Annotated in this window: 18 protein-coding genes, 1 tRNA gene and 2 pseudogenes; 7 read left to right on the top strand and 14 right to left on the bottom strand. The window is 47.8% G+C overall.

Annotated elements, in window-relative coordinates; all coding sequences use genetic code 11:
• Positions 1-95: 95 nt before the first annotated feature.
• Together L691_RS31570 and L691_RS0124245 are read right to left on the bottom strand one after the other, a co-directional pair.
• Positions 96-254: a gallidermin/nisin family lantibiotic gene (locus L691_RS31570; RefSeq protein ID WP_084654449.1), complete on the bottom strand. Its 159-nt coding sequence runs from the start codon at positions 252-254 to the stop codon at positions 96-98.
• Between the two features lie 430 nt (positions 255-684).
• Complete coding sequence (locus L691_RS0124245) at positions 685-909, bottom strand: helix-turn-helix domain-containing protein (RefSeq protein ID WP_025692835.1); 225 nt, start codon at positions 907-909, stop codon at positions 685-687.
• A gap of 168 nt (positions 910-1,077) precedes the next feature.
• Here L691_RS0124245 and L691_RS0124240 point away from each other — a divergent pair, with 168 nt between their 5' ends.
• Positions 1,078-1,350 (top strand): DUF6809 family protein, encoded by a 273-nt coding sequence (locus L691_RS0124240; protein WP_025692834.1) that lies wholly within the window; start codon positions 1,078-1,080, stop codon positions 1,348-1,350.
• Positions 1,351-1,521: 171 nt separating this feature from the next.
• On the opposite strand, the gene L691_RS0124235 is transcribed toward L691_RS0124240, so the two are convergent.
• Both L691_RS0124235 and L691_RS0124230 read right to left on the bottom strand, forming a co-directional pair.
• Positions 1,522-1,607: transfer RNA gene (locus L691_RS0124235), tRNA-Leu, on the bottom strand.
• 177 nt (positions 1,608-1,784) lie between these two features.
• A complete protein-coding gene (locus L691_RS0124230) occupies positions 1,785-2,153 on the bottom strand; it encodes a WGxxGxxG family protein (RefSeq protein WP_332249113.1) in 369 nt (122 codons plus the stop codon).
• A 140-nt stretch (positions 2,154-2,293) separates the two neighbouring features.
• On the opposite strand from L691_RS0124230, the gene L691_RS33180 reads away from it, so the two are divergent.
• Positions 2,294-2,449, top strand: a complete 156-nt coding sequence (locus L691_RS33180; RefSeq protein WP_198023109.1) for a hypothetical protein — start codon at positions 2,294-2,296, stop codon at positions 2,447-2,449.
• A gap of 99 nt (positions 2,450-2,548) precedes the next feature.
• Here L691_RS33180 and L691_RS0124220 read toward each other — a convergent pair whose 3' ends face one another.
• The gene (locus L691_RS0124220) at positions 2,549-2,884 is read right to left on the bottom strand and encodes a YolD-like family protein (RefSeq protein WP_025692832.1); all 336 of its coding nucleotides are present in this window, start codon (positions 2,882-2,884) and stop codon (positions 2,549-2,551) included.
• A gap of 172 nt (positions 2,885-3,056) precedes the next feature.
• Positions 3,057-3,581 carry a hypothetical protein gene (locus L691_RS0124215; protein ID WP_025692831.1) on the bottom strand — a complete coding sequence of 175 codons (525 nt, stop codon included), beginning with the start codon at positions 3,579-3,581 and terminating at the stop codon, positions 3,057-3,059.
• Positions 3,582-3,721: 140 nt separating this feature from the next.
• On the opposite strand from L691_RS0124215, the gene L691_RS0124210 reads away from it, so the two are divergent.
• Positions 3,722-4,162, top strand: coding sequence for a NucA/NucB deoxyribonuclease domain-containing protein (locus L691_RS0124210; protein WP_036738068.1), 441 nt, complete (start codon positions 3,722-3,724; stop codon positions 4,160-4,162).
• A gap of 268 nt (positions 4,163-4,430) precedes the next feature.
• On the opposite strand, the gene L691_RS0124200 is transcribed toward L691_RS0124210, so the two are convergent.
• The 3 genes from L691_RS0124200 to L691_RS0124190 all read right to left on the bottom strand — a co-directional run bounded on the left by L691_RS0124200 (position 4,431) and on the right by L691_RS0124190 (position 5,778).
• Positions 4,431-4,895 (bottom strand): ferritin-like domain-containing protein, encoded by a 465-nt coding sequence (locus tag L691_RS0124200; protein ID WP_025692829.1) that lies wholly within the window; start codon positions 4,893-4,895, stop codon positions 4,431-4,433.
• A gap of 164 nt (positions 4,896-5,059) precedes the next feature.
• Positions 5,060-5,416, bottom strand: a complete 357-nt coding sequence (locus L691_RS0124195; protein WP_025692828.1) for a YmaF family protein — start codon at positions 5,414-5,416, stop codon at positions 5,060-5,062.
• A 104-nt stretch (positions 5,417-5,520) separates the two neighbouring features.
• Positions 5,521-5,778: a GlsB/YeaQ/YmgE family stress response membrane protein gene (locus L691_RS0124190; protein WP_025692827.1), complete on the bottom strand. Its 258-nt coding sequence runs from the start codon at positions 5,776-5,778 to the stop codon at positions 5,521-5,523.
• Positions 5,779-5,950: 172 nt separating this feature from the next.
• Here L691_RS0124190 and L691_RS0124185 point away from each other — a divergent pair, with 172 nt between their 5' ends.
• Positions 5,951-6,259 (top strand): hypothetical protein, encoded by a 309-nt coding sequence (locus L691_RS0124185; protein WP_025692826.1) that lies wholly within the window; start codon positions 5,951-5,953, stop codon positions 6,257-6,259.
• 25 nt (positions 6,260-6,284) lie between these two features.
• Positions 6,285-6,407: a hypothetical protein gene (locus L691_RS34010; RefSeq protein WP_269634886.1), complete on the top strand. Its 123-nt coding sequence runs from the start codon at positions 6,285-6,287 to the stop codon at positions 6,405-6,407.
• A 31-nt stretch (positions 6,408-6,438) separates the two neighbouring features.
• Here L691_RS34010 and L691_RS0124175 read toward each other — a convergent pair whose 3' ends face one another.
• From L691_RS0124175 to rpmG, 5 genes and pseudogenes are all read right to left on the bottom strand, one after another.
• Positions 6,439-6,873 (bottom strand): Fur family transcriptional regulator, encoded by a 435-nt coding sequence (locus tag L691_RS0124175; RefSeq protein WP_025692825.1) that lies wholly within the window; start codon positions 6,871-6,873, stop codon positions 6,439-6,441.
• A 40-nt stretch (positions 6,874-6,913) separates the two neighbouring features.
• Positions 6,914-7,951: a metal ABC transporter substrate-binding protein gene (locus tag L691_RS0124170; protein ID WP_025692824.1), complete on the bottom strand. Its 1,038-nt coding sequence runs from the start codon at positions 7,949-7,951 to the stop codon at positions 6,914-6,916.
• Between the two features lie 2 nt (positions 7,952-7,953).
• Positions 7,954-8,809 (bottom strand): annotated as a pseudogene (locus L691_RS30045) (metal ABC transporter permease).
• Positions 8,755-9,462, bottom strand: a complete 708-nt coding sequence (locus L691_RS0124160; RefSeq protein ID WP_025692823.1) for a metal ABC transporter ATP-binding protein — start codon at positions 9,460-9,462, stop codon at positions 8,755-8,757. The pseudogene L691_RS30045 and the gene L691_RS0124160 overlap by 55 nt, the downstream one beginning before the upstream one ends.
• Positions 9,463-9,564: 102 nt before the next feature.
• A complete protein-coding gene (gene rpmG, locus L691_RS31565) occupies positions 9,565-9,714 on the bottom strand; it encodes a 50S ribosomal protein L33 (RefSeq protein WP_084654446.1) in 150 nt (49 codons plus the stop codon).
• Positions 9,715-9,885: 171 nt separating this feature from the next.
• On the opposite strand from rpmG, the pseudogene L691_RS30040 reads away from it, so the two are divergent.
• Together L691_RS30040 and L691_RS0124150 are read left to right on the top strand one after the other, a co-directional pair.
• Positions 9,886-10,873, top strand: a pseudogene (locus L691_RS30040) (CobW family GTP-binding protein).
• Positions 10,874-11,044: 171 nt separating this feature from the next.
• Positions 11,045-12,076, top strand: a 1,032-nt coding sequence (locus L691_RS0124150) for an IS4 family transposase (RefSeq protein WP_025692822.1), incomplete at its 3' end; no start/stop codon positions are given.

Raw genomic sequence — 12,076 nt, 5'->3', positions numbered from 1 at the left:
TCACAATAACGGCATACACAGCATGAAAGAGAGAGAAAAAGAGAGATAAGCGATTACCTCTCTTCTTCGGTCTTACAGGTTAATGAATTAGGCAATTACTTAGCACAGGTGGTAAACACTAAACAACTGGTACACAAGGTAGCTGTTGGAACACAGCCTGGTGTACACGCCCATGCACTTGTAACTTGAGGTTCAACTTGGCTGCTGCTTTTTAAAACTTGAACATCCAAATCAAAGATATTTTTGTTTGCCATTGCCGCTTCCTCCTTTGTATTATTTATTTTTAAAATACGCGCTCCTTGAGGAGCATCGTATCTTAAATCAATTGGAACCCATCCTGCTGCTTATTACTTGCACCGTTAACTACAATGAAATAGTATCATGTCCAAAATTTAAAAATAACGTAATATAAGGCAAAATAAGGTTGCCAATTTGCGCAATTTTACAGATTAATAGAACATTTCATCATTCGACTTTCGTTGCAATGTAGATTTCATAGCGCGCGGATGAACATCCGCTTCCATCAAACTAATGGCTTCTTGGCCGGATTCCGCAATCCAGAGGCATCAAGAACAACGACGGTTACGCGTAAAGTCATAAAAAAATCCTCCTTTGCCTCTACCTGTTTTTGCAAAACAGATAGTTCAAAAGAGGATCTCTCAAGTGGCTTCCCTATGATTCCTGCTAATGCCGTTTCCTGTCATTTGGCTTAGGATTGTCTGTTTGTCCCAGCAGATAATCAATGCTGACGCCGTAAAATTTGGACAACGTGATCAATACCGCAGTCGGGATGTCCAAGTCACCGCTTTCATATCGGGAATAGGTAGCTTGCGTGATGTGAAGCATATTTGCCAGCTCTTGCTGGGTCAAATCCTTGTCTTCCCGTAAGTCCCGAATTCTTTTATACATAATCCATCACCCAACGCTATCTTAGTTTATACGAATTTCGCATATTGACTTTTATGCATTTTTCGCATAAATTAACATTGAGCTTGGGTATTCTTTATACTTCGATAGCATCGAGGCAAGAACAAAAGCACTCAATTTACGGATTTTTACTAAAAGGATGGGGATGGAATGAGAAGCCTTTTGGAGGAATTGTATCACGGTAACCTGTGTCCCGATGAAAAAGTGATCTCCAGCGACCCGAATTATCGGCAGATCAGCCGAAAGACATCCGAGGCGATGGAGGCTTGGAAAAAGCGGCATTCCGAGGAGGAGTTTGAGGAGCTTGAGGCTCTGCTGGACTTATACGCTCAGACACATGGAATGGAACTGGCCTCTTCTTTTACATACGGCTTCCGGCTTGGAGCAAGAATCATGGTTGAGATATTAACCGGGAAGGTCTAGCTTGCTCGCAAACCGATTGCCTTTCCCGATGCCCCGATACTATAGGAGTATAATTCCACTTCGGCTAATGCCCTGTGCGAATGTCTGAATGTTTTGGACACGAAAAAAATCGCACAGATACCCACTTAAAAAAGGGAGCATGCGATCATTTCCAAATACCTATAGATTAGATGCCGAGGACCGGGATCGAACCGGTACGGTAGTCACCTACCGCAGGATTTTAAGTCCTGTGCGTCTGCCAATTCCGCCACCCCGGCAGGGGAATGCGCTAAATAATACGCATTTTCTCGCGTGACGCGACAAGATATATAATACCATGATTCTTGAGTTGACGCAATCATTATTTTTTCTGGGCATCTGCTCTTCCAGCACTTGGACAAAACACAGCCCGTACCGGCGCTTCACCGGATACGGGCCATTGTTCCTACTCCAAATTAACGGCGTTCGCCGCTTCTGTTTCTCATACCCACCAGACCGAACAGGCCAAGCAGACCGAGCCATCCCCAATTGGAATAGTTCGTGCGGGGTGCTACGTTTGTAGTGCGGTATGTGCCGGTATGCGTAGTGCCCAGCGGAGTAACGGCTGTGCCCGTACGGCCCGGTGCGGTCACCGTATCGTTGGTGTACGTGGTACCTGTAGGATAGGTTCCCCGGTCGCTGCGATACATGTTGGCGGTCATTTCGCCATTAGTTTCGACAGCGTTACTGGTCACGCTTCCCACCTCGGCCACAGATGTACTCTCTGCATAACCGACACCCATCAGACTCATCGATAAAACAGCGCTGCATGCAAGGCTAGCCATCAGCTTCTTTTTCAAAGGTGTGTCCCTCCTTTTATGTTAGTCGCTGTTAGCTTCTCCCCATACGCCCCACTCTATGCAGAGCATTCCGCATTATTCTACCGCCGCCGGGAACACTAACTTACAGAAAGGTGGGATCAACCATGGATTTATATTTTGACAGCTATAAAATTGCGCCCCTGGAGAAGCAGGACGACGCCGTCGAGATCATTCGCAGCGCCGAAGCCAGCATCGCCCGATTGACAGGGAATCCCGTTACGCTGATCGCCTTTGAGAAAAGCGAAGAGACGGAGCGTTAACCTTAAATCCGAACCGCACAGATTAGCGCAAGCATTCTTGTACTAAAAAGAACAGACGGGCGCGGACGCCACCAGACAGTTCGTTAGCCCGCCCCATTTTTAACCAGGATACACGTCGATAATGCAGTCCAGCCCGATCCATCTCCATTCGTCCGCCCATTGCAGCTTGATTTCACGCGAGTGGGCATGAATGGAGGTGACAAACCCGCTCAGCCGCACATCCTCATAAGAATCGAACAGAACAACTGTTACCCGGACATGCTCCCGCAGCGATAGCGTCAGCATCCTTTCCATCTCTTCCCGCTTCTGGTCATCGAGCACAGGCGGTTCCCGTCGGAGTACCTCCCGTTGTTGCTCCAGAATCCGCTGCTTGTGCTCAGGCAGCATCATGCGGCTGCTTTCCCAAAGTCCGTTTCCCTCCAGTTTCTTACCCAAAGGGAGTCGCCTCCTTTTTTCAACAAATATTCTCCGCGCTCCAACATAGGAACGTATGTTTGTATTATATCCACTATTCCGCTCTTGAATCAACAAGGAAAAAATGACAGCGAAAAAGGCGCTGACAGCTGCTGCCGCTGCGCGCCTTATTACCCGGGTTGGTTGATCCGGTCTATTCGCTTTTCTTCGTATCCATCAACCCGATTGCTTCTCTCGCTTGATTAAGCTTGGAAATGCCGTACAGCATAACAATATCCGCATTTTTATTCATTTGATCGAACTGTTCAGCGGTTACATCGGGAGAAACGGCGCTTTCCGAGGCTTCTTTTTTGATCTCATAGGCTTTTTGCAAAGAGTCCTTGGCTTCTGCCAGAAGCTTCTCGACATTATCCGGAAGTCCGGATGGAATCTTTACGTCATCAGCCTGCTCCGATAAATCGGATGCCGTATCCTGAAATTTCTTGATGGCCTTGTCCAGCTCATCAGCCGTTAACGAGCCTCCCGAGTAGGAAGCAAGCGCTTCGTTAAAATCATCCAGGGACGATTTCGCACTCTGATCAAGTGTCGACATCTCGTCGTAAAATTGCTGAACGCTCTTCTGCACATCTTCATGGGACAATGCAGCTGGTGCTCCTCCGCCGCAGGCGCTAAGCAGTAGAAGTAGTATTACCGCGACTGCCAGTAAGGCTGTTCTCATGTATTTATCCCTCCTGTTAAAAGGATAGAAAAGATTGCGGAAATGCGCAACTAAAAAAATGGGAATCCTCTGTGACAGACTCCCCTAATGGATTATAATGAAATGTACCTCGCCACGCTATTCATTGAAAGGAGATTAAAGTGCGTAGACGAAAGCCTAAGACCCATCTTCTCATCATCATTCTGCTGCTTCTGGTGCTATCTTACCTCGCCGAAAGAAACGGCTGGAACTTCGAGAATCCTCCTGCCTCCGATTCAGAGGTGGTGCAGCTCATCTTCCCGGCGGATGAATACCCGGAGACGGCAGAGCATATTGAGGAGGCCATTGATAAGGGTGAATCCAGAATATGTACGATTGACCGTGGCGGAGCCGAGGAGAACCGCAAAGAATCCCTAAAAGGCGTCCCTACCAGAAAGAGCTATGACCGCGATGAATGGCCTATGGCTATGTGCAAAGAAGGCGGAACGGGGGCGGATATCTCATACATATCACCGGCTGACAACCGCGGGGCGGGCAGTTGGATTGGGAATCAGCTGGAGCAATACCCGGATGGAACACGGATCGAACTCATTATCAAATGACAACCCCTCCAAGCCAAGCTTGAAGGGGCTGCACCGGTTTTCGCTACTAGAGCCAACAGGATTTAAGGATAATAACAAGCAGGATGAAGAGAACCAGAATTGCTCCCGTCGAATTACAAGGATACATTGGTCCATAATTTGCTCCACCAACACCGCCACAATCAGCACCCATGATCGATAACCTCCTCTGCAATTGAATACAACACAGAATATGTCAAAGGAAGGAATAGCGTATGGGCCAATTGGAAATGATCTCCTGACGGATGTCCTATTTGTTTTTGGCGTACAGCCAGTTGTAATAACCTGCATGTTTTATCTCGTCCGTCATAATCTCGAATATCCAATCTCGGTACTGGGGATTGATATGCAGATAGATCGTACGGTATTTTTCAAAAGCTTTTAACTCGCCTAACAAAGCTTTTTCAATTCCCTCCAGATAACTGGCGGGCAGTTGTTCGGGAGCTTCGTCCGCCACGGCAGGAGCCTTGCCAGTTAATTGTGTATATAAAGTTCTGAACATGGCCCTGTGCTTTCTCTCGTCATCGCGAATACCTGTAATAACCTCTTTCTGCTGCTGGGTAGGCGCAAGCTTGATTAGAAAATCATAGAACAATTCATCGTTTCGTTCCCCTTGAATGGATTGCTGGATAAGCCCAATCACCATATCGCTGCTGCGAGGGTACGGCCAGTTGGCTAACGCAGGCTGGGGAATAACATAAGGTTGATAATACATAATGGGATGACACCGCCTTAACTGAGGTTTGAACCACTTCGCTTACAGGGTATTCACCCATAGACCTGAGAGTGCCTGATGGCCGCCCAGAAATGTAGCCAGTAAAAAAGGCCAACCAGAAATCTCTGATTGACCTAATAACACGAAGGGACAAGCCTTAGACGTTAGACAAGAGGTGCCTCAATCAATGTTGCGAATTTGAATGGGTGTACATGACCATCGACTAATGTGGTTCGGCCGGTTACAAAGTGTACGTGCTTCCCATTTCCAACCGGAATAGCCGGTCCCGTTCTAATTCTTCTTAGATTATGAAAATGGTCCAGGAAATCCGTTCTTTCGAAATCAATTTCATGAACATGAGTCTTTCCCACCCGAATCGCTTGCCCTGTAACGCCTGCAAAGCGATGATTATGCCGATCTGCGCCTGTTTCAGCCAGTTGAGTGCTGCCTTCAAATTCATGGACATGTCTCTGTTTAGGAGATGCGGCTTTCTTCTTTACTGTGGGCCGTTTCTTTGGCATCCGTTGTACTCCTCCTTAAGGTTGTGCGACTTCACCACATCCTATTAAGGCAGCCGTGGATAAGTGCTGGGCTGAATCCAAACTATTTTTGGCACCAATGCCGTTTATCGTCTTCGGCAGCCATCCCCCCGCGCAATCGCGAAAAAAATTAGCAGCGCCACAATAGCGCCGACAATCGACGGCACGATATAAAATCCTCCAACGACCGGTCCGCGATTCCCAAGCAATTCTGTACCCAACCAAGATCCAACGAACCCGGCCACGATATTACCGGCCAAGCCTCCAGGCACGTCTCTGCCAATCAGATTGCCGCTTAACCAACCAATCAGTCCGCCAATAATTAATACCCAGAGTAGATCCATTCCATCGCCTCCTTTCCATGTTCAAGTTATGTTTGAGGCTGGAATGGGTGATCTCTTTTTCCTTTCCTGATCGCCCTATTCACAAAAAGCTTGGAGCAAGCATAAACTGTGGTACAGAAGATGCGCCAGTTTATCCTTTTTCAAGATAATGCTTAGGGAGGAAGGGAGAATCATGGCTCCTCTCGGAAAACGTAAAAATTCAAGCGCCAAAAAGAAAACCACAGGTTCCGCACTTAAGGAAAGTAGAGGGCTTGAATTAACCGTGGCTGCGCTTTTGTTGACCGGAAAGCTTAAAGTGGATTCCGTGCAATTGTACACTAACGCTTCTCTATTCGTCAGCCTGGTAGGCAGATACAAAAAATTAAGCGATTTAAGCGACAGCAATGTCGAAAAGCTGGTTAACTTTATGAATGATAACGGCAACTTAACATTGAATGATCTTATGGAAGCATTAAAAAAGAAAACTGGAAACAGCAAATAATCTCACGAAAAAGGCGGGGAATCTAATGAGCGGCTTCGATGGAGAAAATTTTGCCGGAAACATTCTTCTTATTATTGTTATTGCTTTGCTTATTTTCGGATCAACGGATATCGAGACTTTAACCGGCGCTCCAGCTTCATCTGAATAGATAGCGGCCATAATTTTCATCTTATTACTTACTAGCTAGACCCAGTCTGATCCGCACAATCGCCGCATATCCCGTAAATTTCGAATTTATGACCCATCACTTTAAATGATTCCGGCGGTTTAATCCCGTTCTCAATGGGACAGAAATGAAGCGGATACGTTCTATGGCAGCTCGTACAAATTAAGTAATGAAGGTGTTGATCCGGGTCGACCTTCAATTTGAAACGAACCCCTTCGTTGAAATTAAACTGCTCGATCAACCCAATATCAACGAGCAATCGCAAATTTCGATAAACCGTATCATAGCTCGCTCCCGGAAAAGATTCCGAAATAAACGAATGAATTTGGCGCGGGAGCACAAAACCGGGAGAGAATGAGAATACTTTGGCAATCATTTTTCGCTGCGCCGTCATCCTAATTCCCTTTGCTTCCATTGCTTTTATCATGTTCTCCCATTTGTCTTCCATATCCTCATCCCCTTAATCTCGTAATCCGTTCAGGGATTCTTCATGCGTTCAAGGCAGCCTTTAAGGCTTCAAGATTATGCCGCATAATCGCAAGATAGTCCAGATGATTCGCTATATCGTCTTCCGTTAAGCCCTCAATCGGATTCAATACAGCGGATTTGGCACCAATTTCTGCCGCGATGGTGTCCGCTACGCTTGATGAGACAAGGGTTTCAAAGAAGATCGTTTTGACATTATGTTCCTTTGCGAATTCCACGATTCCGGCCATTTGCGCGGCAGAAGGCTCCTGATCGGGAGACAATCCGGAAATCGGCACCTGCGTGAGTCCATACTCCTTGGCCAGATAGCCAAATGCGGCATGCTGGGTAATAAAGTCTTTGCGCTTGACCGCAGCCAGGCCGTCTTTAAATTCCTGATCCAATTCCTTCAGCTTGGCGATATAGGCGTCTGCGTTGGCCTTAAATTCCTTCGCATGCTCGGGAGCAATCTCTGCGAGGCCCGCTTCAATATTACGGACTTCCTGAACCGCAAGCGCCGGAGACAACCACACATGGGGGTCCAGGCCGCCATGGTCATGGCCCTCTTCTCCCTCTTCATGTTTACCCTCTTCATCGGCGTGGTCTTTCTCTTCTTCCATACTCTCCATAAGCTCAATATTCTTGCTGGCTTCAATCGCCTTTAACCCGCCGCCCTTCGTACTCTCCATAACTTGGTCTATCCAGCCTTCCATACCTGCACCGTTATACACCAGAGCATCGGCCTCGGAGATTCCGGCCATGTCCTGCGGCGTCGGCTCCCAGTCATGCGGCTCGACGCCTGCCGGAATCAGGTTTTGAACCTCAGCCAAATCACCGGCCACATTGCGGGTGAACTCATACATCGGATAGAAACTAGTTTTGATCAGCAGCTTTTCCGCCCCGGGCGAAGTCTCTAGGATTGGCGAAGGCGAGGCCGTAAGATTTCCACCCTCATTGGCTCCTGCCCCATTGTTGCCGGAACCGCAGCCCGTAACCGCGAGTATGGCGGATAGCGACAAAGCAGCAAGATAACCTTTACGTTTCTTTGTTTTTTTGTGCATATTCATCTTGAAACAACCCCATTTCTATACAATTTTCTCGCCGTACGGCGATATCTGTAGCTGCGTAATTTCTGAAGTGCGATTGCCAAGAGCAATAAAACAACCAAAATCAACGCGATCGTACCCCCGGGCGGAGTATCCAGCATATAAAGAAGCGGTTAACCCGCTGAACATACCGATCAGCCCGGCTCCAACGGCAATAGCGATGGCGGCCGCAAAGCCGGAGGCCAAACGCAACGCAAGCGAGGCCGGCAGAATAATCAGCGCGGAAACAAGCAAAACGCCCACAACCGGTATTGCTGCCGCGACCGTCATTCCGGTAAATACCGCAAACCCGAAGGAAAGAAGCGGAACTCTCACTCCGGAAATGACAGCTGTTTCTTCATTAAAGACCAGATTGTACAGCGGCCGGCGCAGCACGACGAAGAATAGTAAGCCGAGTAATGTCACCAGAGCGATCAGACGGAGCTGGGTGTCGCTGACGGCAACAATGGAGCCGAACAGGTAAGAACTGAAGCTTTTGCTCCAATTCTGCTTGAGACTCATCAGAACGACTGCCAGTGCAAGACCGGTAGTCATGATAATTGCGATTGGAAGCTCGCTGTATGTACGGTAGGCCCGGCGAAGCCGCTCGATCATCAGAGCGCCAAGGATCGCAACGATGAACCCGCTGAGCGAGGGATTAAGATTTAGAACCGATCCCAGAGCCACGCCTGCCAGCGACACGTGGGACAAGGTATCAGCCATCAGCACCTGCCGGCGCAGCACAAGATACACCCCGAGCACCGGCCCGATGACAGCGATCAGACTCCCAGCCCAAAATGCGCGCTGCATAAATTCGTAACCAAACATTGCCATCCCTCGTTCTCCTTTCGCTCCAAATTGATCCTCGTGTCCAGATACGGACTCGTCTCTTCCAACGCGTGCGTAACCATAATGACCGTTCGGCCATGCTGCCGGACATAATGGTTCAAAAGCTCATACAACCCTGTCCGGCTGGCCAGGTCCATTCCTGTCGCCGGCTCGTCCAGAATCAATACTTCCGGCTCCTGAGCCAGCGCCCGGGCGATACAAATGCGCTGTTTCTGGCCGCCCGACAGCTCGCCGATTTTCCGGTTGCGGTATTCCCACATGTCCACTTCCTTAAGACTTCGTTCGACAATGGCGTTCTCTCGTGAATTAAACCGTCTAAACAGCCCTAAACGCGTATAACAGCCGGAACGCACCAGTTCAATCACCTTGCTGGGGAACCCGGCATTGAAAGAAGAGACTTGCTGCGGCACATAACCGATAGCGATATTTAAGCCGTCCTCCCGTTCCCGCGCAAACTGGACGGTTCCGCTCCAGGGCTTTAACAATCCCAAAATCAGCTTCAACAAGGTGGACTTGGCTGCGCCGTTGGGTCCCGCTATTCCGATAAACTGCCCAAAATGAATATCCAGCGATAAGTGCTCAATCACCGGTTCATCTTCATATCCGAATACAACATCGCGCAAGGAGGATAAAATCACATTCGCTTCTTCCTTCCCAAATAACGTAATCATAAGAATTTAGCAGGGTAATCTTTACCGATCCCAAATAGCCGCTTAGAACGGTTTCGGGAATTTCCTTGTTCAGCGTGTCTCGCGGTGCAAGGTGTGTCTCTTCAGTCTTGGGCAATACTTTCGCATTTCGAGCCTCTCCGGATGATTCTTCTTGTTCTTAGTCGTGGTGTAATTACGATCTCCCGTCTCAGTGCAAGCCAAAGTAATAACAACTCTCATAAAAAATCATAACCTCATTATTCGTAATATTTACTATTTGTTGATCGTAACTATTACGAATAATTTTGTCAAGCTTTTTATTCTTCTTTCATTGGATGATTTGACAAGCCGATTCTGTAAGACTTATATTTATATTATTCGTAATTATTACTAATAACTGGAGGTGCTGCAATGTCCCCTGCCGTACAAACCGATTCGAGAATTCCGGTCACTGTTCTAACCGGTTTTTTAGGCGCCGGCAAAACAACCTTGTTGAATTATGTACTGAATGCCAACCATGGAGAAAAAATCGCCGTTATCGTCAATGAGTTTGGAGAAGTCGGTATCGACAACCAGCTAGTGGTGGGAGCGAACGAGGAAATTTTTGAAATGAACAACGGATGCATTTGCTGTACGGTCCGCAGCGACCTGATTCGTATCCTCGGAGATCTGTCGGATGCCCGATTAGGCAAAAAAGGCCGCAAGGTTAATTTTAATCGTGTATTGATTGAGACAACCGGGCTGGCCGATCCCTCAAACCTTTTTTGTGGACCCTTCGATCTCAAGCGACTACCGGCTGGATGCCATTGTTACGGTGGTGGATGCCAAACATGCTGAACAGCATCTGAACGATGGTCATGAAGCCCAAGAGCAGGTAGCCTTTGCCGACGTTCTATTGGTGAACAAGACGGATCTGGTATCAGACACGGAGCTTCAGAAGCTTGAACAGCGCTTGCGCGCCATGAATCCGGCTGCGACTCTATACCGGACTCAGCAATCGAAAATTGAAATTAATCAAATTCTCGGTATCCATGCGTTTAATCTCGACAAGAAGCTGGAGATTGAGCCGGGATTCCTGGAGGAGGAAGATCATGAGCATGACGATGAAGTCGGCTCGCTGTTCTTCCGCGAGACCCGTCCGCTGGATCTGGACAAGGTGGAAGGTTTTATCAACGAATGGCTGATCGAACATGGCGCCGACACCTTCCGTTATAAAGGGATCCTGAACATTAAAGGCTTGGAGGAGCGAATTGTTTTTCAAGGCATCCACATGCTGTTCAGCGCCTACCCGGACCGGCTATGGCGGGAAGATGAGCAGCGTATCAGTGAATTCGTCGTTATTGGACGGCATTTGGACGAAGCCTGGTTCCAGCAGCAGTTCACCAATTGCATCGCCTAGTGCGCCCTTTCTCCTGCCTGTCATGAAGAAACGGTACCGTCTTTTTAGGAACGGTACCGTTTCTTGTAGAAATATAAGACAAAACGCCTGTTGATTACCCAAAATAAGGAATAACAAAATTGAAAAAAGACCGTTCTTTCGCACAGAACTCGATTCGAAAGAGGCGACCTCATGAAAAAGTCTACCACGTTCACCAACCTAGTTCAAACGCTATTGACGGAAGAAGATGTACATGAAATTCTGCAAGAATTGAAGTATAAGGACACAGCGACCAAGTTTACAGCAAGCCAACTGCTCCTTTTCTTTATGCACTCGGCCTTAGGCCAGTGGGATAGCTACCGCTCCGGCGTAGGAAAAGCGGTGACATGCGGCTTGATGCCTGTTTGTTACTCTACCTTCTCTTCCAAAGCAAGTGAAGTGCCGTATGAGTTGTTCAAAGAATTATTTCATCGACTTCTCTCGAAATGTAATCGGGCCACGAAACGTCGCCTGGGTATTCCCAAGAACCTGTTACTGGTTGACTCTACGACCCTCACGGTGGGAAAAACCAGACTGCCCTGGGCCTTATTTCATGGAGAACGCGCAGGAATTAAACTGCATGTGGCATTTGCGGCAGACACGGAGCAGCCGGTTCAGGTGATTGAAACCATCGGGTCTGCTCACGACGGACCTATTGGAGAACGGCTTGCCAACAAAGACGTCTATGACCGCGCGTACGGAAAAATCAAGCGCTTTGATCAGTATGTGCGAGAACAACAATTTTTCGTCACTCGGATCAAAGAGAATGTGACCTTAGTGCAATCTCGTTCCTTAAAACGAGAAGGGAAAACAACCTCAAATGTCGTCAAGGACGTCACTTGTTATTGGGGGACGCCGCAATGTCAATCGAAGCTTCGGCATCGGGTGCTCATCTTCACGGATGATTATGGTCATGAAATAAGAGTCGCTACCAATCTTAAGCATCGGTCTGCGGAACAAATCGCTGACATGTACAAGGCCAGATGGGGCATCGAAGTGTTCTTTCGGTGGATCAAGCAAAACTTAAATGTACCCATTCTCTTTGGAACTACTAAGAATGCCGTATTCAATCAATTGTTTGCTGCTCTTATAACCTATGTGATCTTGAAATGGCTCTACGTCCGTTCTAAATCTCATATTACTGCGTGTAAATCCATTCCCCTGATTCGTTTTAAAGAATGTATG

It is taken from the genome of Paenibacillus zanthoxyli JH29, assembly GCF_000520715.1.
Lineage (GTDB): Bacteria > Bacillota > Bacilli > Paenibacillales > Paenibacillaceae > Paenibacillus_AQ > Paenibacillus_AQ zanthoxyli.
The sequence above is the reverse complement of the archived record's forward strand: the minus strand, read 5'-3'. Positions and strand labels throughout refer to the sequence as shown.

Bases quoted from the DNA above. Each gene is read 5' to 3' on its own strand.
- L691_RS31570 (WP_084654449.1), bottom strand. From the start codon at position 254: ATGGCAAACAAAAATATCTTTGATTTGGATGTTCAAGTTTTAAAAAGC.
- L691_RS0124245 (WP_025692835.1), bottom strand. From the start codon at position 909: ATGTATAAAAGAATTCGGGACTTACGGGAAGACAAGGATTTGACCCAG.
- L691_RS0124240 (WP_025692834.1), top strand. From the start codon at position 1,078: ATGAGAAGCCTTTTGGAGGAATTGTATCACGGTAACCTGTGTCCCGAT.
- L691_RS0124230 (WP_332249113.1), bottom strand. From the start codon at position 2,153: ATGGCTAGCCTTGCATGCAGCGCTGTTTTATCGATGAGTCTGATGGGT.
- L691_RS33180 (WP_198023109.1), top strand. From the start codon at position 2,294: ATGGATTTATATTTTGACAGCTATAAAATTGCGCCCCTGGAGAAGCAG.
- L691_RS0124215 (WP_025692831.1), bottom strand. From the start codon at position 3,581: ATGAGAACAGCCTTACTGGCAGTCGCGGTAATACTACTTCTACTGCTT.
- L691_RS0124200 (WP_025692829.1), bottom strand. From the start codon at position 4,895: ATGTATTATCAACCTTATGTTATTCCCCAGCCTGCGTTAGCCAACTGG.
- L691_RS0124195 (WP_025692828.1), bottom strand. From the start codon at position 5,416: ATGCCAAAGAAACGGCCCACAGTAAAGAAGAAAGCCGCATCTCCTAAA.
- L691_RS0124190 (WP_025692827.1), bottom strand. From the start codon at position 5,778: ATGGATCTACTCTGGGTATTAATTATTGGCGGACTGATTGGTTGGTTA.
- L691_RS0124185 (WP_025692826.1), top strand. From the start codon at position 5,951: ATGGCTCCTCTCGGAAAACGTAAAAATTCAAGCGCCAAAAAGAAAACC.
- L691_RS34010 (WP_269634886.1), top strand. From the start codon at position 6,285: ATGAGCGGCTTCGATGGAGAAAATTTTGCCGGAAACATTCTTCTTATT.
- L691_RS0124175 (WP_025692825.1), bottom strand. From the start codon at position 6,873: ATGGAAGACAAATGGGAGAACATGATAAAAGCAATGGAAGCAAAGGGA.
- L691_RS0124170 (WP_025692824.1), bottom strand. From the start codon at position 7,951: ATGCACAAAAAAACAAAGAAACGTAAAGGTTATCTTGCTGCTTTGTCG.
- rpmG (WP_084654446.1), bottom strand. From the start codon at position 9,714: ATGAGAGTTGTTATTACTTTGGCTTGCACTGAGACGGGAGATCGTAAT.